16 protein-coding genes are annotated in these 20352 nt (G+C 69.0%); 14 read left to right on the top strand and 2 right to left on the bottom strand.

What is annotated here, in order from left to right:
- The first annotated feature begins 4 nt into the window (after positions 1–4).
- Positions 5–862, top strand: coding sequence for a maleylpyruvate isomerase N-terminal domain-containing protein (locus ABGB10_RS20340; RefSeq protein ID WP_347662437.1), 858 nt, complete (start codon positions 5–7; stop codon positions 860–862).
- Positions 863–901: 39 nt separating this feature from the next.
- On the opposite strand, the gene ABGB10_RS20335 is transcribed toward ABGB10_RS20340, so the two are convergent.
- Positions 902–1837, bottom strand: coding sequence for a hypothetical protein (locus ABGB10_RS20335; RefSeq protein WP_347662436.1), 936 nt, complete (start codon positions 1835–1837; stop codon positions 902–904).
- A 420-nt stretch (positions 1838–2257) separates the two neighbouring features.
- Between ABGB10_RS20335 and ABGB10_RS20330 the strand changes: the two genes are divergently transcribed.
- The 13 genes from ABGB10_RS20330 to ABGB10_RS20270 all read left to right on the top strand — a co-directional run bounded on the left by ABGB10_RS20330 (position 2258) and on the right by ABGB10_RS20270 (position 19111).
- Positions 2258–2737, top strand: coding sequence for a hypothetical protein (locus ABGB10_RS20330; protein WP_244236103.1), 480 nt, complete (start codon positions 2258–2260; stop codon positions 2735–2737).
- Positions 2738–2742: 5 nt separating this feature from the next.
- Positions 2743–3291 (top strand): copper resistance CopC family protein, encoded by a 549-nt coding sequence (locus ABGB10_RS20325; RefSeq protein WP_347662435.1) that lies wholly within the window; start codon positions 2743–2745, stop codon positions 3289–3291.
- Positions 3292–3554: 263 nt separating this feature from the next.
- Positions 3555–4547 (top strand): DUF1702 family protein, encoded by a 993-nt coding sequence (locus ABGB10_RS20320; protein ID WP_347662433.1) that lies wholly within the window; start codon positions 3555–3557, stop codon positions 4545–4547.
- Positions 4544–10300 (top strand): type I polyketide synthase, encoded by a 5757-nt coding sequence (locus tag ABGB10_RS20315; protein WP_347662431.1) that lies wholly within the window; start codon positions 4544–4546, stop codon positions 10298–10300. Before ABGB10_RS20320 ends, ABGB10_RS20315 begins: the two co-directional genes overlap by 4 nt.
- Positions 10301–10303: 3 nt before the next feature.
- Positions 10304–10726, top strand: coding sequence for an acyl-CoA thioesterase (locus ABGB10_RS20310; protein WP_347662430.1), 423 nt, complete (start codon positions 10304–10306; stop codon positions 10724–10726).
- A gap of 46 nt (positions 10727–10772) precedes the next feature.
- Positions 10773–11306, top strand: coding sequence for a flavin reductase family protein (locus ABGB10_RS20305; RefSeq protein WP_347662520.1), 534 nt, complete (start codon positions 10773–10775; stop codon positions 11304–11306).
- Between the two features lie 245 nt (positions 11307–11551).
- On the top strand, positions 11552–13513 hold the full coding sequence (locus ABGB10_RS20300) for a CRTAC1 family protein (RefSeq protein WP_347662429.1): 1962 nt from the start codon (positions 11552–11554) through the stop codon (positions 13511–13513).
- Positions 13510–14556, top strand: coding sequence for an enediyne biosynthesis protein (locus ABGB10_RS20295; protein ID WP_347662428.1), 1047 nt, complete (start codon positions 13510–13512; stop codon positions 14554–14556). Before ABGB10_RS20300 ends, ABGB10_RS20295 begins: the two co-directional genes overlap by 4 nt.
- Before the next feature lie 3 nt (positions 14557–14559).
- The gene (locus ABGB10_RS20290; protein ID WP_347662427.1) at positions 14560–15354 is read left to right on the top strand and encodes a 4'-phosphopantetheinyl transferase superfamily protein; all 795 of its coding nucleotides are present in this window, start codon (positions 14560–14562) and stop codon (positions 15352–15354) included.
- A 247-nt stretch (positions 15355–15601) separates the two neighbouring features.
- A complete protein-coding gene (locus ABGB10_RS20285) occupies positions 15602–16048 on the top strand; it encodes an SCP2 sterol-binding domain-containing protein (protein ID WP_347662426.1) in 447 nt (148 codons plus the stop codon).
- Between the two features lie 46 nt (positions 16049–16094).
- Positions 16095–16625 (top strand): DUF5987 family protein, encoded by a 531-nt coding sequence (locus ABGB10_RS20280; RefSeq protein ID WP_347662518.1) that lies wholly within the window; start codon positions 16095–16097, stop codon positions 16623–16625.
- Positions 16622–18295 (top strand): GMC family oxidoreductase, encoded by a 1674-nt coding sequence (locus ABGB10_RS20275; RefSeq protein WP_347662424.1) that lies wholly within the window; start codon positions 16622–16624, stop codon positions 18293–18295. The genes ABGB10_RS20280 and ABGB10_RS20275 overlap by 4 nt, the downstream gene beginning before the upstream one ends.
- A 30-nt stretch (positions 18296–18325) precedes the next feature.
- Complete coding sequence (locus ABGB10_RS20270; RefSeq protein WP_347662422.1) at positions 18326–19111, top strand: TIGR03084 family metal-binding protein; 786 nt, start codon at positions 18326–18328, stop codon at positions 19109–19111.
- A gap of 207 nt (positions 19112–19318) precedes the next feature.
- Here the strand turns inward: ABGB10_RS20270 and ABGB10_RS20265 are convergent, their stop codons facing one another.
- On the bottom strand, positions 19319–20059 hold the full coding sequence (locus ABGB10_RS20265; protein WP_347662421.1) for a helix-turn-helix transcriptional regulator: 741 nt from the start codon (positions 20057–20059) through the stop codon (positions 19319–19321).
- Positions 20060–20352: the final 293 nt, after the last annotated feature.

The raw sequence follows: 20352 nt of genomic DNA, 5'->3' as shown, positions 1-20352 counted from the left end.
GGCGGTGACGAAGAACGCCCGTGATCGCTGGCCCGATGTCCGAGTCGCCGTGCACCAGGCGACCCAGCGCTTCACCGCGCTGGTCAGATCATGCGCGACGCCGACGCGAACCATGGCCACCAAGGAATGGACCGTGTCGGATTCGACCGTGCACGTGATGTCCATCGCGATGCTCTACGTCTCGCTGGTCGACCCGGACGCCGAATCCGTGCCGGTGCCCGGCCTCGACAGCGCCCTGCAACGGACGACCGTGGACACCGTATCGTCACTCAACGTGCTCGTCCTACGCCACCTGACCGAGCGTGACGCCGACGTGTTGTGCCGAGAGCTGTCGGCCGCCGTCGACCACCTGCTCCGTGCCACTGCGCAGAGCGATCCGGGCAGCACCGTGCGCTGGCTGGGCGGTGCGTCGGTCACCGTCGCGGGTCTGCTCGCCCATCTGACGAACGAGCTCTTCATCCACGGCTGGGACATCGCCCGGGCGACCGGCCAGCCGTGGCCCATGCCGCAGGCCGACGCGGCACTGTTCTTCGACCTGTTCTTCCTCGACATGGTGCGGCACGACCACGGCGTCCTCATCGACACCGGTGCGCGACAGCCCGCAGGTCGAATCGCGGTGGCGTTCCGTTCGGCGTACACGGCGCAGACGACGACCGTCCTGGAAAACGGCCGACTGACCGTCGCTCCGCCTGGCACCGCACCGGACGCGCGCATCACCTACCGCCCCGCGCGTTACAACCTCATGCTGTTCGGGCGCATCGGACTGCTCTCGGCGGTGCTGCACCGCGACGTGATCATCGGCGGGCCCCGGCCGTGGCTGCTGCCCGGTTTTCTCCGGGTCGTCCACATGCCCAACTCGTAGTCGTTCCCCGCGACGCTTCGCCGGCTCGCGTTCACCGTGTCAGCGGTTGTACGGCATCGTGGGAAACCATCCGTGGCCGAACATCGCGGGCAGCCGGACGTCCCAGTAGACGAACGTGAAGACGCCCAGGGCGATCAGCAGTGCGCCCGTCACCGCGACGGTACGGGCCGGACTGCTGGACAGCCAGTCGATGGCACGTCCCCGGCTGAGCAGCACGACCAAACCGAACAGGGCCGTCACGATGACGATGTTGCCCAGTGACTGAAGGATGAAGGCCCCGGCGCCGTACAGCGGGTTGCCACTGTCGACGGCCCAGTGGAACAGCTTGTTGAACAACGGATACGGGCGCCCGATGAGGAAGGCGCCGACGAGCGCGCCGAGGGTGACCACGCGGGCGACCGGGCGTCGGGCGAACGGGTCGGGCAGGACTCCGAGAGCGGCAAGCCCGAGATAGACGAAGATCAGACCCACGAGCCCGAAGACCACCATCGACTGCCAGAGGCGTAGGGGTATGCCGCCGGCCGTTGCGGTCGACAGCTGGGGCAGCCGGTCACCGATGAGCACTCCGACGAAGCCGTAGACCCCGGAGACCGTCACCATGCCGAGGGTCAGCCACCCGACCGGCTTCAGCATGGCGCGCAGACCCCGGCGGGTGGAGGAGCCGGCACTGGCCTGGCTCATCGGTCCGATGGACGCCGCCATGGCGATGTTGCAGGCGGTGAAGGTCCCGGCCAGGCCGGAGACGAACGCGAACGCGAGACCGGCCAGGGTGCCGCCGATGGCGGTGGCCTTGGCGTCGTGGCCGAGCAGGGTGTTGGCGACGTTGTCGCCGATGACGTGGTCGACCAGCTCGAACGACCAGAGGATGGCCAGGAGCACGCCGGCCACGACGCTGCCGAGGATGATCCGGCCCTGGTGAGCGGGCCTGCTGTCTGGCGGTGTGGTGATTATCTGTTCGCGACCGTAGAGAGTCATGCGAGTCATTGTCGGGGTGAATTCTGCGGCTCGGCTGTTCCAGATTGCTCCTCCTGAATGCAGGCCCGCAATCTGGAAGAACATCCAGCCGCAGAGCGTACGTGATGGCGGGCTATGTGGCGATTATGCACACTCGGTCCAGTCTTGCGTGCCCTGCGATCGCGGGTGCGGGTGCAGCCTGCGTAAGCTGGTCGATGATGCACCAATGAGACTTATGATGGACAATGCGACGGTCCTTGCCGCCCCCAACTCAGCAATGTACGAGATGGGCCACGCCCGGTACGATCCCATCGTGGAATCGGCGCCGTCGGGTGCCTTCAAAATGGTGCGGAGGGGCTTGTGGCCACGATCAGGAGAAGCAGCCAGCGCTCAGTCAGCTGGGCCAACGGGGCCGGGCATCGACTTGTTCTCGGTGTGTTCATGTTCATTGTGCTGGCCCACTGGGCCGAGCACCTGGTGCAGGCTGCTCAGATCTGGGCCTTCAACCAGCCACGACCGCAGGCGCGGGGCGTTCTCGGCCAGTTCTACCCGTGGCTGGTCTCGTCGGAGATCCTGCACTACGCCTACGCGATCGTCATGCTGGTCGGCCTGTTCGCCTTGCGCGACGGGTTCGCCGGCCGCGCCAGGACCTGGTGGACCGTGGCGCTGGCCATCCAGTTCTGGCACCACATCGAGCACCTGCTGCTGCTGATCCAGGCGCAGACGCACCACTTCCTGTTCGGCGCCGCGGTGCCGACCAGCATCCTGCAGCACTTCTATCCCCGCGTGGAGCTGCACCTGTTCTACAACACCGTCGTCTTCATCCCGATGGTGGTCGCCATGTACTTCCACCTGCGACCCAAGGATGCCGAGCGGGAGTTGACCGCCTGCACGTGTGCCCGCGAGCTGGTCAAGGTCTGACGGTCATGAACCCACGCACCCGGTGGGGACGGCTGGTCGCGGCAGCCGGGGCGGCTGTCGTCGTCGCGATCGGCGTGTTGATATTCGCCGGTGGTCGGGAGGTCGCCCTGGGGCGGGTCTTCCCGGCCAACGGCGCGGCCCTGCGCGAGCCGCCCCGCCAGGTGTCACTCACCTTCGACGCGGCCGTGCGGCCCGAGCAGATCCACATTGGGGTCTCGGACGGCAGCGGCCACCTGGTGTCCTCGGGTGCGCCCGTGGTGGACGGCACGGCGATCAACAAGCCGGTGACCATCCAGGCCGACGGCGACTACGCGCTGGCCTATCACGTGGTTCTCGAGAATGGCCGCACCTTCACTGGCACCAACCGGTTCCGGGTCTCCTCGTCGCTCGCGTCCCCGGCGGCGGCGCCCGCCGACGCGGCACCGCCGGCCACGGGCGGCCACGATCATTTCGGCAGCGATCCGCTCAGCGTCGGGCTCACCGTCGTCGCCGGAGGATTTGTCATCGCTCTGCTGGTCATGCTCATTCACCGGCCCCAGCCCCGGCGGTCCTGAGGCGTCGGTCCGTCCCCTGGCCGCCGTGCCGCGGGGTACCGACGATGACCGGCCGCATTGTGGAAACTGGTCCGGATGCGACACCGCATCCGGACCAGTTTCGTTCTTCCGGGCCACCGTCTGAACTCGTCTAGGGGCCTTTTCTGTTGAACCCTGGGCAATTCCAAAGAAGACAGGTTGTCGACGCCTTGCCAGGCTCAGGGAGATGGCGAGGCGTATAAAGCTTCCCAATGTCGAACTAGCGGCACAGGAGTAGCCCACCGATGAACGCTCTTCGAGTGATTCGCCGCAAGATAATGACACCCAACCGATCCGCCACCAGGATGGATGTCCGCGGATTCCACGTCAAGAGCCCCGAGGCGCGCACTCTGCTGGAGACCGTCGGTGGCACTTTCCTTGACGGCTATGGAATTGCCGCCGAAGCACGGACACCGGCTGCGGCCGAGGCGCCGTTGGCGAGCGTACCCATGCGGTTCCGCGGTTTCGCCCACGAGGGCGCTGCCATGGCCTTCGCCGTCCGCGACGGCCTGCGCCCCGGCGGACGCAACGTCGAACGCTTCCTGGCCGGCGCCGGCGCCGACCACATCTACATGGCGTACGTCGGCGTCGGATGGGCGATGGCACGGCTGCCCCGGATCCGGTGGTCGACGCTGCACTCACCCGACCCGTTGCTGCGATGGCTGGTGCTCGACGGCTACGGGTTCCACCAGGCGTATTTCCGCACCGCGCGCTACGTCCACGACCTGTACGAGGACAGCTCGCTGCCGTGGCGTGACACGGCCGCCAGGGACTACGCGTCCCGCGCCACCGACCAGGGCATCGGCCGAGCCCTGTGGTTCATCGGCGGCACCGACGTCGACGTCGTGACCGGCCTGGTCGAACGCTTTCCGCGCCGTCGGTGGCCCGACCTCTACAGCGGGATCGGGCTCGCCGCCACCTACGCCGGCGGTGCCACCGAGGCCGAGCTGACCGCGTTGTGGGATCACGCCGAGGACTACCGGCCGCAGCTGGCCCAGGGCGCTGCCTTCGCGGCCGGCGCTCGTGCCACTGCCAACCTGATCTGCCCGCACAACGAGGTGGCCACCCGGATCTTCTGCGGTCAGCCGGTGGCGCTGGCGCAGAAGGTCACCGATGAGGCGAAGGTGGACCTTCCGGGCGACGACCAGGTACCGGCGTTCGAGGTCTGGCGCCAACGGATCTCGGACGCCTTTGCTCGTTCCGGACACTACGCACTAACCGCCACGGAGCAAAAATGACCCGGATCGCTATTGTCGGCATGGCCTGCCGTTACCCCGATGCCAACAGTCCCCGCGAGTTGTGGGAGAACGCGGTAGCCGGGCGGCGCGCGTTCCGCCAACTCCCGTCAGAGCGGATGAACCTCGACGACTACTGGTCGGCCGACCCGGACGAACCCGACAAATTCTACTCCCGGATGGCCGCGGTCATCGAGGGTTACGAGTTCGACCGGCTGGCCTTCAAGGTCGCGGGTAGCACGTACCGGTCCACCGACCTGACCCACTGGCTCGCTCTGGACGTCGCGTCGCAGGCACTGGCCGACGCTGGTTTCCCCGGGGGTGAAGGCCTGCCCCGCCAGCGCACGGCCGTTGTCGTCGGCAACAGCCTCACCGGTGAGTTCTCGCGTGCCAGTCAGATGCGGCTGCGATGGCCGTTCGTCCGGCGTACGGTCGCCGCCGCGCTGCAGCGCGAGGGCTGGGACGACGACCGGCTCGGCACCTTCATCGCGAAGTTGGAGGGCGTCTACAAGGCACCCTTCCCCGAGGTGGACGAGGACACTCTCGCTGGCGGTCTGTCGAACACGATCGCGGGTCGCATCTGCAACTACTTCGACCTCAACGGCGGTGGCTTCACCGTCGACGGCGCCTGCTCCTCGTCACTGCTGGCGCTGGCGACCGCCTGCAACAACCTGGTCGACGGTGTGGTGGACGTGGCCGTGGCCGGCGGGGTCGACCTGTCGATCGATCCGTTCGAGATGATCGGTTTCGCCAAGACGGGGGCGTTGGCCCGGGGCGATATGAAGGTCTACGACCGTGGCGCGAACGGCTTCTGGCCCGGTGAGGGCTGCGGCATGGTCGTCCTCATGCGCGAGGAGGACGCCCTGCGCAGCAGCCAGCGGGTGATTGCCACCGTGGCCGGCTGGGGCATGTCCTCCGACGGCAAGGGTGGCATGACCCGGCCCGAATTCAGCGGCTACCAACTGGCGATGCAGCGTGCGTACGAGCGGGCCGGGTTCGGGGTGGAGACGGTGAGCCTGTTCGAGGGCCACGGCACCGGCACCTCGGTCGGCGACGCGACCGAGCTGCGAGCGTTGTCCGAGGCACGCCGGGCTGCCGGGGCCACCGGGACGCCGGCCGTGGTCGGCTCGGTCAAGGCGATGATCGGCCACACCAAGGCGGCCGCCGGCGTGGCCGGTCTGATCAGGGCGGCGATGGCCGTGCACCACCAGGTCCTGCCGCCGGCCCTGGGCTGCGGTGATCCCCACGATCTGCTGACCGCACCGGACGCGACGCTCCGGGTGCTGCGTCAGGCCGAGCCGTGGCCGGCCACCGGACCGGTCCGTGCCGGTGTGACCGCCATGGGGTTCGGTGGCATCAACACCCACGTGGTGTTGGAGAACACCAAGCGGCGTAACGGATTCGATGTCCGGACCCGGGCCATCGCCACGGCCATCCAGGACCACGAGCTGCTGCTGGTCGACGCGGCGTCGGCCACCGAGCTGTCGGGTCGGCTGCGGGAGCTGGTCGACTTCGTGCCGGTGATCTCGTACGCCCAGCTCGGCGACCTGGCCGCGAGCCTGCACCAGCGGTTGCGTGACCTACCCTTCCGTGCGGCTGTGGTGGCCAGCTCGCCCGCCGACGCCGTCAGCCGGCTACGCAGCCTGCTGGAGAAGGTCGAGGCCGGCGAGACGACCAGCTTCAGCGCCGACGGACGGACGCTGCTCGGCCACTTCGCCAAGCGCGGACAGATCGGCTTCCTGTTCCCCGGTCAGGGATCCGGCCAGGGAACCAGCGGCGGCGCGATGCGACGCCGTTTCGCGGAAGCGGACGCGGTGTACGCCAAGGCCGCCCTACCCGTCAGCCGCGACACCGTGGCCACCGAGGTGGCGCAACCGCGGATCGTCACCGGCTCGATCGCCGGCCTGCGGGTCCTGGCTTCGCTCGGGCTGCACGGCACGGTCGCCCTCGGCCACAGCCTCGGCGAGCTCTCGGCCCTGCACTGGGCCGGGGCACTGGACGAGGATGCGCTGCTGCGCCTCGCCGCCCAGCGAGGTCAGGCCATGGGTGAGCACGGCATGACCGGCACGATGGCCAGGATCAGCGCTCCGGCGGTGGAGATCGACCAGATCATCGACGGTTCGGACGTCGTCATCGCCGCCTACAACGGCCCGCAGCAGACGGTCATCGCCGGGCGGGTCGAGGCCGTCGAAGCGGCCTGTGACCGGGCCCGGGCCGCTGGATTCGACGCGGGCCGGCTGCCCGTGTCGCACGCGTTCCACTCGCCGTTGGTCGCGAAGGCGGCCGGGGTGTTCGGGGCGGCGCTCGACGGCCAGGCCTGGGCGCCGCTGACCGGTCGGGTGATGTCCTCGGTGACCGGTGAGCTGCTGCCGGCCGACGCGGACCTCACCGGGTTGCTGCGCAACCAGATGACCGATCCGGTGCTGTTCCAGCAGGCTCTCGCCCTGGTCGGCAAGGAGGTCGACCTTTTGATCGAGGTCGGTCCCGGTCGCGTGCTCACGGGACTCGCCGCGGCGGCCGATCTGCGCGCGGTGGCCCTGGACACCGACGACGAGTCGCTGACCGGCGTGCTGCGGGTGGTCGGGGCGGCGTTCGTGGTCGGTGCGGCCGAGGTCGACCCGAGCCTGTTCCACGGTCGGCTGCTCAAGCCGTTGGAGGTCGGCGCACCGCAGTCGTTCTTCGCCAACCCGTGCGAGGCGGCCCCGTCGCTCGACATCGACATTCCCAGCCAACCGATCGGACCGGCGCCGTCGGTCCAGGCCCAGGCGGACGTGTCGAGGCCCGTAGTCAGCGACGACCCTGCGGGTTCGAGCCTGGAGCTGCTGCGGCGGCTGGCCGCCGAACGGGCCGAGCTGCCGCTGGAGCTGGTGCGTCCGGACAGCCGGTTGCTCGACGACCTGCACCTGAGCTCCATCACCGTCGGTCAGATCGTCAACCAGGTCGCGACCCAGCTCGGGGTCCCGGCCGGGCAGACGCCGCCCAACTTCGCCACCTCGACGGTGCGGGAGCTCGCGGACGCCTACGAGGCACTGGCCCGCAACGCCGAGCCCTTCGACGCGGGTGCGCCGGTGGCGCCCACCGGGGCGGCGCCCTGGGTCCGCCCATGGTCGGTCGACCTGGACGTCACGCCGATGCCGCCCCCGGCGGCCAAGGACACCAACGGTGAGTGGCAGGTCTTCGCGCCGGCCGGTCACCCGTTCGCCCGGGATCTGAGCGCCGTCCTGGCCACGGCCGGGGTGGGCGCGGGCGTGCTGGTCTGCCTGCCACCGGATTGCACCGAGCAGGACCTCGAACTGGCCCTGCGCGGGGCCAAGGTGGTCCTGGCCGGGCCGTCGAACCGGCGGTTCGTCCTGGTCCAGCACGGCCGGGGCGCGGCGGGACTGGCCAAGACGCTGCACCTGGAGTCGCCGCAGACCCGGGTCACCGTGGTTCATCTGGCCGACGCCGATCAGGCGGTGGGGCGGGTGACGGCGGAGACCGCCGTGACGGAGACCTTCGCAGAGGTGTTCTACGACGCGGACGGGACCAGGCGGACCCCGCGACTTCGGGTGCTGCCCTTCGAACCGGCCCGATCCGTCCCGGCCCTCGCGGCACAGGACGTGCTGCTCGTCACCGGGGGCGGCAAGGGCATCACGGCCGAGTGCGCCCTGGCTATGGCCCAGGACAGCGGGGCCAAGCTCGCACTGCTGGGACGATCCGACCCGGCCCACGACGCCGAGCTGTCGGCCAACCTCCAGCGGATGGCGCAGGCCGGCATCACCGTCGAGTACGTGCGGGCCGATGTCACCGACGTTCGGTCGGTCACCCGTGCGGTGGCCACCCTGACCGCAACGCTCGGCCCGGTCACCGCGGTGCTGCACGGCGCCGGCCGCAACGAGCCGGCATCGCTGCTCACACTGGAGCCGGAAACCGTCGCCCGTACGCTCGAGCCGAAGGTCGGTGGCCTGCGTGCCGTGCTGGCCGCCGTCGACCCGCAACAGGTGCGACTGCTGGTCACCCTGGGCAGCATCATCGGCCGTGCCGGGCTGCCCGGCGAGGCCCACTACGCCATGGCGAACGAGTGGCTGGACGACGCCACCTCCGAGTTCGGCCGGCGGAACCCACACTGCCGCACGCTCTGCCTGGAGTGGTCGGTGTGGTCGGGCGTCGGCATGGGCGAACGGCTGGACGTGGTCGAGAAGCTCGAACGCGACGGGGTGAGCGCCATCCCGCCGGAGCAGGGGATCGCCGTGCTCCGGCGATTGCTGGCCGACCCGGACAGCCCGAACACCGTGGTGATCAGCGGCCGGACCCATGGCATCGACACGATGCGCTACGAAGCGCCGGAGCTGCCACTGCTGCGCTTCGTCGACCGCCCGTTGGTGCGCTACCACGGGGTCGAGCTGATCTGCGAGGTCGAGATCAGCTCCGGCACCGACCTCTACCTGGCCGATCACCTGCTCGACGGCAACCAGCTCTTCCCGGCGGTGTTCGGCATGGAAGCCATGGCTCAGGTCGCGGCGGCCGTCACCGGTGCGGTCAACGCACCGGTCGTCGACAACGCCGAGTTCCTCCGGCCGATCGTCGTGCCGGTGCACGGCAGCACCCGGATTCGGATCGCGGCCGTCGTCACCGGTCCGGACACCGTCGAGGTCGCCTTGCACAGCGAGGAGACCGGGTTCAACGCCGATCACTTCCGGGCCCGGTTGAGCTTCGCGCCGACGAGCCCGACGGCTGGCGCTCCCGAGCAGATCGAGCCCGGTCTGCCCGAGGTTCCGCTGGACCCGGCGACCGACCTCTACGGCCCGGTCCTGTTCCAGGGCCGTCGGTTCCAGCGCCTGCGGACGTACCATCTGGCCGCGGCGCGCGAGGTGGACGCCACCGTGGCGGCGGACGCGTCGACCGACTGGTTCGCCTCCTACCTGCCGTCCACCCTGCTGCTCGGCGATCCGGGTGTGCGGGACGCGATGATGCACGGCAACCAGGTCTGCGTACCCGACGCGACGTTGCTGCCACAGGGAATCGAGCGGATCGTGCCGGCGGGTGCGGCCATGTTCGACGCCGACTCGCTCCGGTTCCGGGCCACCGAACGCTCGCGGGACGGGGACACCTACGTCTACGACATCGCGTTGCGCGACGCGGCCGGCACCGTGGTCGAGCGGTGGGAAGGCCTGCGGCTGCGCGCCGTACGCAAGCAGGACGGCTCGGGGCCCTGGCATCCGGTCCTGCTCGGTTGCTACCTGGAGCGGGCGATGCAGGACGTGCTGGGGTCGGCGGTCGCGGTCGGGGTCGAACCCGCGCCGGCCGGGCCGGCCCAGTCGACCACCACGGTCGCGGTCGGTCGGGCCCTGGGTGCGCCGGTCAAGGTCCGCTACGGCAAGGACGGCCAACCTCGGGTCGCCGGGGGACGGCACGTCTCGGTCAGTTCGGCGGCCGGCCTTGCCCTGTCCGTCGCTGCTTCGGACCGGGTCGGCTGCGCGCTCGCGCCGGTGACCCGCCGGACCGCGCAGGAGTGGGCCGATCACCTCGGCTCACACGCGGAGGTGGCACACCTGGTCGTCCAGGCCGTCGGGGAACCGCTCGACGCCGCGGCAAGCCGGGTCCAGGCCGCCCTGGACTGCCTGCCCGATGCCGGTGAGTGGCGTCTGATCGCGACCGAACCGATCGGTTGGGTCGTGCTCGGGTGCGGTGACCGGCGGGTCGCCACCTTTGTCACCCGGATGTCCGGAGGACAGGACAAGGTTGCCCTGGCCATTCTCAGCGGAGGGCGTGAATAGGCGATGAGCAAATACTACGAGTACCGCCACACCGTGGGGTTCGAGGAAACCAACATGGTCGGCAACGTCTATTACGTCAACTATCTGCGGTGGCAGGGCCGGTGCCGGGAGATGTTCCTCAAGGACCGGGCACCGGCGGTCCTCGAGGATCTTCAGCAGGATCTGAAGTTGTTCACCCTCCGGGTCGACTGCGAATTCTTCGCCGAGCTGGCCGCGTTCGACGAGTTGTGCATCCGCATGCGATTGACCGAGCTGGCACAGACCCAGGTGCAGTTCGGCTTCGACTACGTGCGGTTGGACGAGAGCGGGGAGACCCTTGTCGCCCGCGGTAGTCAACGAGTCGCCTGCATGCGGGGACCCAACACCCGGACGATTCCGGCTCGCGTGCCGGAGGCACTGGCCAAGGCCCTGCAGCCCTATGCCTAGACGGCCCGCGGAGGCGAATGTGGAAAAGCTCCAACCAGCTCAGGGTGTGGTCCACGAGAGGGCGTCGCTACGCCGTGTGTTCGGCGCTTTCGCTACCGGTGTCACCGTGGTGACAGTGGGTGGAGAAATTGCTCACGGCATGACTGCCAACTCCTTCACCGCTGTCTCCCTCGACCCGCCGCTGATTCTGGTCTGTGTCGGGCGGGACGCCCTCATGCACGAGGTCATGGAGCAGCAGCCCGCGTTCGCGGTGTCGATCCTGGCCGCCGACCAGACCCAGCTGGCGCGGTACTTCGCCGACAAGCGGCGGCCGGTCGGCCGGGACCAGTTCAACGCGGTGTCGTGGTCCCCAGGGGCACACAGCGGTGCGCCCCTCATCGACGGGTCGCTGGCCCATCTCGAATGCGAACTGGAGCAACGCCACGAGGCGGGCGACCACACGATCTATGTCGGTCGGGTGCTGTCATTGTGGCGTCGGCCCGGTGATGACGCACTGCTGTTCCTCAACGGCCAGTTCCTGCGTACCGACGACCAGCCGGAGCCGGTGCCGGCCCAGCCGGGGTCGACCGACGCCGCATAGGACGGGTCTTCACGCCCGGGCGGCCGCAGCCGCCGGGTTGTTCGGAACAATTGTCTCGTCCACGGATCGCGCGGACCCGGCTCGGCCGTCCTGGTGGCTCGCCGGGTCTTCGCGCGTCCGTCCCCAAACCATTGCGCATGTCACGAGAAGACGTGCCGCAGCGCAGAAATCAGGATTTCTTCGGCAGGCATTGCTGCCGCCGTTCGGCGTCGGGTGACGCCATTCCGTCGAGATGAGAGGATCCAATGCGATCCAGCCCAGTCGCGGTGGTCCGCAGACTCGCCCCAGCGCTATTTGTTCTCGTCCTGGCCAGCACGCTGTTCGTGGTGGCCCAGCGGCCCTCGATCTCCGCGGCCCACGAGGCCGCCCTGGCCTCGCAGTACCGATTCACGGAAGTCCCGATCGCTCTGCCGGCCAACCTGCCGCAGAAGTCCGTCCGGGTGGTCAACCCGCGGTACAAGCACATTCGGTCGTGGATCTCGTCGGTCGGTGCCGCCATCTCCGTCAACGACCTGGACGGTCGTGGTGTGGCCAACGACCTGTGCCTGGTCGACACGCGCTCCGACGCGGCCATCGTCACCCCGGCCCCGGTCGGTGGCGACTCCTACCAGCCGTTCGTGCTGGATCCGGCCCCACTGCCGATGAGTGACGTCATCGCACCGATGGGCTGCGTCCCGGGCGACTACAACGGTGACGGCTGGAACGATCTGCTGGTCTACTACTGGGGTCGTACCCCCGTGGTGTTCCTGCACCGCGGCCAACCGGGCCTGCTGACCCTGGCCAGTTACCAGCCCACCGAGCTGATCGCGCCGTCGACCGGGCCCGGTGGCACCTACCAGGGCAAGCAGTGGAACACCAACGCCGTGGCGGTCGCGGACTTCGACGGGGACGGGCACCCGGACATCGGAGTGTTCAACTACTTCCCGGAAAGCGGCGTGCTGGACCCGCACGGGCAGCCCAACGTCCAGATGAACCACTCCATGTCGCGGGCCACCAACGCCGGTGGCGCGCATATTCTGCGCTTTACCGGGGCGACCGCGACGTCCGTCTCCTTCGAGGAGGAGCCGGCCCTCAACCCGCGCTTCGCCTCCGGCTGGACGCTGGGCGCCAGCTCGGCCGATCTGGACGGCGACCTGCTCCCCGAGCTCTACCTCGCCAACGACTTCGGCCAGGACCGGATGTTCCACAACCGGTCGACGCCGGGCGACATCAAGTTCGAGCTGGTGGAGGGCGAGCGGGACGCGCTCACGCCGAAGTCCCTGGTCGTCGGGCACGACTCGTTCAAGGGCATGTCCATCGAGTTCGGCGACCTGAACGGCAACGGCCAGTTCGACGCGTTCGTCAGCAACATCACCACCGCGTGGGGTCTGGAGGAGAGCAACCTGACCTGGATCAACACCGAGAGCAGCGCGGCGGGGGCGAAGGCGAAGCTGGACAAGGGCATCGCGCCGTTCCGCAACGAGGCCGCCGACCTCGACATGGCCTGGACGGGCTGGGGTTGGGATTCCAAGATGGCCGACTTCAACAACAGCGGTCACCTGTCCGTGGTGCAGGCCTGCGGATTCGTCAAGGGCACCATCAACCGGTTCAACTGGTTGCAGGAACTGGCCATGAGCAACGACCTGTTGCTGGAGAACCCCGACATGTGGCCCAAGGCCGAGCCGGGTGACGACATCGCCGGGCACGAGCCCATGGCGTTCTGGGTACGCGACGGCAGCGGCCGCTACGTGAACGTCAGCGCCGAGCTGGGCCTGGACGTGCCGATCCCGACCCGGGGTGTGGCGGTCGCCGACACCGACGGCGACGGCGGGCAGGAGTTCGCCATCGCCCGCCAGTGGGGCCCACCGGCCTTCTACCGCAACGACAGTGCCGGTCGTGGGGACTACCTGGGCCTGCGCCTCCACCGGCCAGTCAGCGGCGGCGCCGCGGGCGGACCGGTCGGTACCCCGGCGTACGGCGCCAAGGTCCTGGTGACCACCGCCGACGGCAAACGGCAGATCGCCCAGCTCGACGGTGGCGGCGGCCACTCCGGCAAGCGGAGCTTCGATGTGTTCTTCGGTCTCGGCGACCAGGGCTCGCAGCCCGTGTCGGCCGAGATCAGCTGGCGGGACGTGAACGGGACCGCCCATGTGCAGACGGTTGACCTGGCCGCTGGCTGGCACGACCTGATGCTGACCGACCAGGTCAAGGAGGTAGCAGCGAAATGACGGCGACGGACAGCGTCGCGACCAGTGACGGACGCGGCCCGAATCACCTCTCCAGCACCACGACCCTCCCGTCGCCAGCCAAGGACGTGCCGGTGCCGCCGGCGCTGAAGGCTGCGGCGGACCGGCAGGCCACCAAGCCACCACGGGTGGACCGCCGCGACCCGCGCTACCTGGCGCTCCGCAACTTCGCCATCTCCATGAGCATCTTCAACATCCTGGGCTACACGGTCCTCGGGTTCGAGCAGCCATGGGCCTGGCCGTTCTTCGCGCTGGCCATCGGCCTGGGCCTGGAGATCGTGATCGCGTTGATCGCGGCCTGGGCCACCCGGAGCACACCCGCCTTCGCCGGACACGGAGCCTGGGGGGTCTTCACCTTCCTCCTACCGGCCTACATCACCACGCTCGCGGTCAACATGCTGCTCTACGCGAACGACCGGTTCTGGCCGATCGCCCTCGCGGTGGTGATCGGTGTCGGCCAGAAGGCGGTGCTCGTCGCGCCGATCAAGGGGCGGATGCGGCACTTCATGAATCCGTCGAACTTCGGCATCACGATGTGCCTTCTCCTGTTCACCTGGGTCAACATCGCCCCGCCCTACCACTTCACCGAACACGTGCCCGATGTCTTCCGGATCATCATCCCGGTCGTCCTGCTGACCGCCGGTACGGTGCTGAACGCCGTACTGACGAAGAAGGTGCCGCTGATCCTGGGCTGGGTCGGCACGTTCGTCATCCAGGCCCTGGTGCGGCACTGGGTCTGGGACGTCTCCCTGTGGGCCGCGCTGGTGCCGATGACCGGTGTGGCGTTCCTGCTCTACACCAACTACATGGTGACCGACCCCGGCACCACCCCGAGCAGGCCGCTTCACCAGTTCATGTTCGGCATGAGTGTCGGTCTCGTGTACGGCGTGCTGATGCAGTTCAACATCGTGTACACCCTCTTCTTCGCGACCACTCTCGTGTGCCTGGGTCGGGGTGCGTTCTGGTGGCTGAAGTGGTGGCGCGAACGCGGCCAGAAGACGGTCGCCGCCGCGCCGGCGGGCTGACGCGTGAGCGCTGCGGTCTCGGGCGTCGCGACGGACGGGGCGGTCGACGCCATCGACTGTCACGTGTGGTGGATGGACGCGACGGATGCTCCCGACTGGTGCGAGGAACTGCTCAGCGAACCGGAACGGGCCCGCGCCGACTCCTTCCGACAGGTTCCGGGACGACGACAGTTCGCGGCCGCCACCGCTCTGCTCAAGGTCGCCGTGGCGGGATCGGTGGGCTGCGATCCCTTCGACGTGAAGCTGCGTCGGGAGTGCCCGGACTGCCGACGGCTGCACGGGCGCCCCGAGGTGGTGGGTGGCACACCGAACGTCTCCCTGTCGCACAGCGCGGACCTGTTGGCGGCCGCGGTGTGTGCGGACGGGCCGGTCGGGGTGGACGTGGAGCAGGTGAACCCGGATGTCGACATGGACGGCATGATGCGATTCGTGTTCGGCGACGCCGAGCGTGGCCTCTTCGACGAGATTCGCGGCAGGCAGGCCCGACTCGAGGCGTTCTTCCAGTGCTGGACCCGCAAGGAGTCGGTGCTGAAGGCGACCGGTGACGGGCTGCGGATCCCGATGTCGAACGTGACGTTGGAGGCACCAGACGGGCACGTACGACTGGCCGGCTTCACCAACCGTCCGGAGCTGGTCGAGGCGACACAGATCGTCGATCTGCAATCCGGACCGGGATACGTCGGGGCGGTCACGGTGTTGTCGACCCGGCCCGTACGGGTCTGGCAGCTGGACGGGGCCGACGCGTTCACCGCCGCAGCCGAGCTCGTCCGCGACCGGTCACGGATCGCAGTGCGATAGGGCGGTATTCCCTTCGTACGAGACACGAGTGCCGGGCGCCCAGGCGTCCGGCACTCGTTGTCGTCCCTGCCGATCCGTCAGCGGTGTCCGCCGCTCGGAACACACGGCCACTGGTCACCGATCAGGTGTCGCGCTGCCGGCGAACGGCACGGGGGAAGAGGGCCGAGGGTGGCCAGCGGTGCCATGGTCAAGGGCATCCGCGTGGCCCGCACTGCCGGAAACCGTTACGCGACAGGAGATTCGACGGATGAGCCCAGTCGACACGAGCCCTCTTCAGGACCGGCTCGAGTTTGCCCGACAGGTCAAGGCCGCCTCCAACGGCGAGCTGCTGGCGCTGATGCAGTCACCACGCCGTGCCTCGATCGTGCACGACATCCTCCAGGACCTGCCCGCGGTTTTCCGGGCCGACCGGGCCGGCGGCCTCGAGGCAGTGGTGCACTGGAAGGTGACCGGGCGTTCTGACGGCGGCACCGACACGCTGGAACTGGTCATCAGGCAGGGAACGCTGACGGCGTCCCTGGAACCGACCCACACGCCCCGTCTGACGCTGACCCTCGGGCCGGTCGACTTCCTGAGGATGGTCACCGGCAACGCAAACCCCAAGATCCTCTTCCTGCGGGGCCGCATGAAGGCCCGCGGCGATCTGGGCCTCACCACGCGATTCCCGACCCTGTTCGACACGCCGCGGCCGTAAAGGAAGGTATGTGGACACAAACGATGGCCTGACGGCCGACCAGGTGATGACCCTGGAGGCGTACGCCGACACCATCATTCCCGGCGAGAAGCGTGGTCCGACCGATCGGGCCGTCGCCGGCGAGGTGAGCGGGGGAGGCGCGGTCGCCTCCGGCGCCGTGGAGCTGATGCTCACCCCGGAGGGCGGTCTGGCCGGCACGCTGGACAGCCTGGCCGAAGGGCTCAACGAGCACGCGCGCCACTACACCGCCCGGATCGGCCTCGACCCGGACCCCACGGTGCCGCCCTTCGTGGCGCTGGCATTCGCCGACCGGGTCGCCCTCGCCCAGGAGCTGCTGGCGCCGGGCCACCCGGAGCAGGAGCTGTGGGTCGCGTTGGCCATGTTCAGCGCCATGGCCTGGGACACCGGGGCCCACATGAGTACGTCCGACGCCCTGGCGTCGGGCCATCCAGGGTTGACCTCGATGGGTTTCATGCCGCCCGAGCCGGACGGCGTCTGGCGCTTCCCGAGGTTTTCCTATGGCCGTGCCCTCGCCGCGATCCATCCGCGGACGACCCCGAGAGGAGATCCGCAGTGACAGCCCACGATCGAACCGATGTCCTGGTCATCGGCAGCGGCTTCGGTGGTGCGATTCCCGCGTACCACCTGGCGGCCGGCGGCGCCTCGGTCGTCGTTCTCGAACGAGGCCCGTGGCTGACCGCCGACGAGTTCGACCACGACTTCAAGTTCGGTTCGTCGTCGACCCGGGTGTTCGAGTTCACCATGGGCGAGGGGATGAACGTGCTGGGCGGCAACTGCGTCGGCGGTGGCAGCGTCGTCTACTTCGCGGCCATGCCCCGCGCCCCGCAGTTCGTCTTCGAGCGCGAGGGCAGCCTCGGCCACCGGATGTGGCCGAAGTCCATCACCCGGGAATCACTGGAGCCCTGGTACGACCGGGTCGCCCAGGCCCTGCCCATCACCCAGAGCACCTGGGACGACGTCACGTACGCCGGCGGTGTGTTCGCCGCAGCCTGCGACCATGCCGGCCGCACGGCCAACCCGGTCGCGGCGGCGATCGACACGGAGCTGTGCACCAACTGCAACTGGATGATGTCGGGCTGCAAGTTCGACGCGAAGCGGTCGCTTCTGCTCAACTACCTGCCGGCGGCGGTCGACCACGGTGCACAGATCCGACCTCTGCACGAGGTGCAACGCATCGAGCGGTCGCCCGAGGGCGACTTCCTGGTCCACTACACGGTGGTCGATCCGGTCGACTACCGCGTACAGGTCGACGCCGGAGTCATCGAGGCGAAGATCGTGGTGGTCGCAGCCGGCGCGGCCGCGACGCCGGTCATCCTGCAACGGTCCGAGGAGAATCTCGGGGCGATGCCACCCGCGGTCGGGCGCTACTTCTCCGGCAATGGTGAGCGGCTCAACACGGCCATCCTCAACGAAGACCGGGTTCGCGACGTCCTCGGCCTGGATCGGGGCGACGGCTTGGCCTACGCGGCCAACCAGATCGGTCGAGGCCCGTCCGCCGCCAGCTGGGACCGCCTCGACGGCGCGTTGCCGGAGTTCAGTCGCTACTCCCTGGAACAGCTGTACTTCCCACCGGGGTTCGGCACGATTCTCGCGCAGGCGCCCGACGCCGAGGGGCCGAGCTGGTTCGGGGTCGACAAGAAGGAGATCCTGCGGCGTTGGCAGTCGTGGCTGACCATCTTCATCATGTCGGAGGACGACAACGAAGGAGTCTTCGGTCCTCCTCCGGAGACCGGCAACGCCGAACGCATCTCCATGCAGATGCTCAGTCGGGGAAATCTGCGGTACGAACCCAGCGCCAACACCCGGCACGGGTGGGCTCTGGCCGACGCGGACATCCGCGACATCCTGGAGCGCGACGGCCTGGCCCGGGTGATGCCCTGGACCAACGAGGTCATCGGGGCGTACACCGTGCATCCGCTGGCGTCGTGCCGGATGGGTGACGACCCCGAGACCTCGGCTCTGGACGACACGAACGAGCTGCGCGACCACCCCGGAATCTTCGTGACCGACGGCTCGGCGGTGCCCGGTGCGTTGACGGTCAACCCCGCGTTCACCATCGCCGCGATCGCCGAGCGCGCCGTGCCGAACATCGTCCGGGCCGCCCAGGCCCGCGGCGTCGACGTGCGCTACCTCGGGTCACTGCCGGCGACGGCCCGGGTCAGTCGTAAGGCACCGGTCACGGTGACCGGCCGTGACGGCCAGCCCGTGACAGTCCCCTCGATATAGGCGAATCAAGGAGGAAACGTGTCGGATCAGATGAATACCTACGATGATCTGATTGCTGACGGAGACGACATCGAGACACTGGTGACCGGGTTGAGTCCAGCGCAGTGGTCCTTGGACACCCCGGCGCCGGGCTGGACCATCAAGCACCAGATCGCCCACCTGGCCTTCGTGTCCCACCTGGCCGCCCTGTCGGCCAGCCAGCCGGAGGCCTTCGCCGACCACGTGGCCGACGCCAAGCGCGACTTCCAGGCGGCGGTGAACAACGCGCTGACCGCGTATCTGGCGCTGTCCACGGACTCGTTGGTGGACAAGTGGCGGCAGGAACGCAACGCCGCCGCCAAGGCGTTGGCCGCCGTCGAGCCCACGGCCACCGTGCCCTGGCTGGTCACGCCGTTGCCGCCGTCGGTGTTGGCCGCGGCCGGCATGATGGAGCTGTTCGGCCACGGCCAGGACATCGCCGACGCGCTCGGGCAGACCCGCGAGTTGACCGACCGGATCGGCCACCTGGCCTGGTTCGGCTTCCGTACCCGCGATTTCGGGTACCACGCGCACGGGTTGACGCCGCCGACCGAGGAGTTCCGGGTCGAGGTGACCGGCCCCTCGGGTGTGGTCTGGGAGTTCGGGCCGGCGGACGCGACCCAACGGGTGACCGGACCAGCCGTCGACTTCGCCCTGTTGGTCAGCCGCCGTCGACACCGCGACGACCTGTCCCTGATTGCGCAGGGCGAGGAAGCCGACCGCTGGCTCGACATCGCGCAGGCCTACCGCGGGCCGGCCGGGGCCGGTCGCCGACCTGGCCAGTTCGCCAAGCGGTAGCCACGCCGAGGTCCGCCCCCGCGAGCGCCTGGAGAGGGCTCGCGGGGGCGGACCTCGCTGTGTGTCCGCAGCACCGTGGTCCTCGTCGACCTGGGTCTGCCCGGCGGCGACGGGCTCGACGTGGTTCGAGCCACCAGGTCGGCGGGTTGCGGCCGCCGCAGGCGCTGGGGGCTTCCGGCGTGGCGACGGGTCCGGGCCCGCGTCGCGTCACCTGCCTCGGGACGCCAGCTCTGCGGTGCGGCTCGACTCCGACCGCGCGGAACGGCCCAGGTTGTGGGCTTCCAGGTCGGGGATCGCGTAGAGGATGGGTAGGTCCGTCATCTGCTTCGGCCGCAGCGCGACACCGACCATGCTCGTGGACCGGTCCGTCACGGTCACCGGGTCGACGTCGCCCAGGAGCAGTGACCGCCGGGTCCAGGGTTCCGGGTCGACGCTGTCCGCCGTTGCCACAGCTCTGATGAACCACTGCCCGGGGGGCACATCGGGCAGGCAGTAGCGTGCCTTGGTGCCGGCCTCCGCCTCGACGACGGTCCAGGACGCCGGTCGGCGCTGGATGATCGGTGTGTCGAAGGCACCGATGTAGACCCTGGCCCTGGCGTACCCGATCGGCAGGGTGACGGTGCCGGTCACCGTGCCCGACTCGGGCAGTGCGCGCTTCTCCGGCTGGGGCGTCCCGCGCATGCCCTCGGTCCACATCCGTCGGAATCGGCTCGGTGACGCGCCGACGCTGTCGGTGAAGTGGTTCGTGAACGAGCCCAGGCTGTTGAATCCGACGGCCAGGGAGATGTCCGTGACGCTCAGCTTGGTGGTGGCCAGCAGGCGTTTTGCCTGGTAGATGCGGACCGCCGAGAGGTACCTCCCGGGGGAGACGCGGGTAGCGGCCCGGAACACCCTGGAGAAATGAAACCGGCTGAGGATTGCGCTCTTCGCGATCTCGTCGAGCGACAAGGGCTCACTGTAGCCCTCCCAGATGCGCGCTATGGCGGATGTGATAGCACTGTTCATGTGGGCCTCCGTGTTCGCAGCAACACGATCCGTTAGAACTCTGCCCCGGGGAACTCGAGAGCCGGTGGGGCTCGGATGGGTCCGTGGTCGAGGCCGACTAGAGCCCGGCGTCGATGTCCGTAACAGACCAGCCCACAGGTCTACTGTGGACTCACGGGCCCGGAATCCGGCATGCTGTAAGGCCCTGCACAGCGGCTGACTTCTGCCCAAGCGGCGCGCCCGGATCGGACCCGACC

This window comes from Micromonospora sp. B9E7 (assembly GCF_039871815.1).
In the GTDB taxonomy this organism is placed as follows: domain Bacteria; phylum Actinomycetota; class Actinomycetes; order Mycobacteriales; family Micromonosporaceae; genus Micromonospora.
Note: the sequence above shows the minus strand (reverse complement) of the source record. Positions and strands in the feature narration are given on the sequence as shown.

What these genes read in the sequence shown, in the direction of transcription:
- ABGB10_RS20300 (WP_347662429.1), top strand. Translation starts at nt 11,552, where the DNA reads ATGCGATCCAGCCCAGTCGCGGTGGTCCGCAGACTCGCCCCAGCGCTA.
- ABGB10_RS20325 (WP_347662435.1), top strand. Translation starts at nt 2,743, where the DNA reads ATGAACCCACGCACCCGGTGGGGACGGCTGGTCGCGGCAGCCGGGGCG.
- ABGB10_RS20330 (WP_244236103.1), top strand. Translation starts at nt 2,258, where the DNA reads ATGTTCATTGTGCTGGCCCACTGGGCCGAGCACCTGGTGCAGGCTGCT.
- ABGB10_RS20285 (WP_347662426.1), top strand. Translation starts at nt 15,602, where the DNA reads ATGAGCCCAGTCGACACGAGCCCTCTTCAGGACCGGCTCGAGTTTGCC.
- ABGB10_RS20310 (WP_347662430.1), top strand. Translation starts at nt 10,304, where the DNA reads ATGAGCAAATACTACGAGTACCGCCACACCGTGGGGTTCGAGGAAACC.
- ABGB10_RS20280 (WP_347662518.1), top strand. Translation starts at nt 16,095, where the DNA reads ATGACCCTGGAGGCGTACGCCGACACCATCATTCCCGGCGAGAAGCGT.
- ABGB10_RS20270 (WP_347662422.1), top strand. Translation starts at nt 18,326, where the DNA reads ATGAATACCTACGATGATCTGATTGCTGACGGAGACGACATCGAGACA.
- ABGB10_RS20295 (WP_347662428.1), top strand. Translation starts at nt 13,510, where the DNA reads ATGACGGCGACGGACAGCGTCGCGACCAGTGACGGACGCGGCCCGAAT.
- ABGB10_RS20320 (WP_347662433.1), top strand. Translation starts at nt 3,555, where the DNA reads ATGAACGCTCTTCGAGTGATTCGCCGCAAGATAATGACACCCAACCGA.
- ABGB10_RS20335 (WP_347662436.1), bottom strand. Translation starts at nt 1,837, where the DNA reads ATGACTCTCTACGGTCGCGAACAGATAATCACCACACCGCCAGACAGC.
- ABGB10_RS20315 (WP_347662431.1), top strand. Translation starts at nt 4,544, where the DNA reads ATGACCCGGATCGCTATTGTCGGCATGGCCTGCCGTTACCCCGATGCC.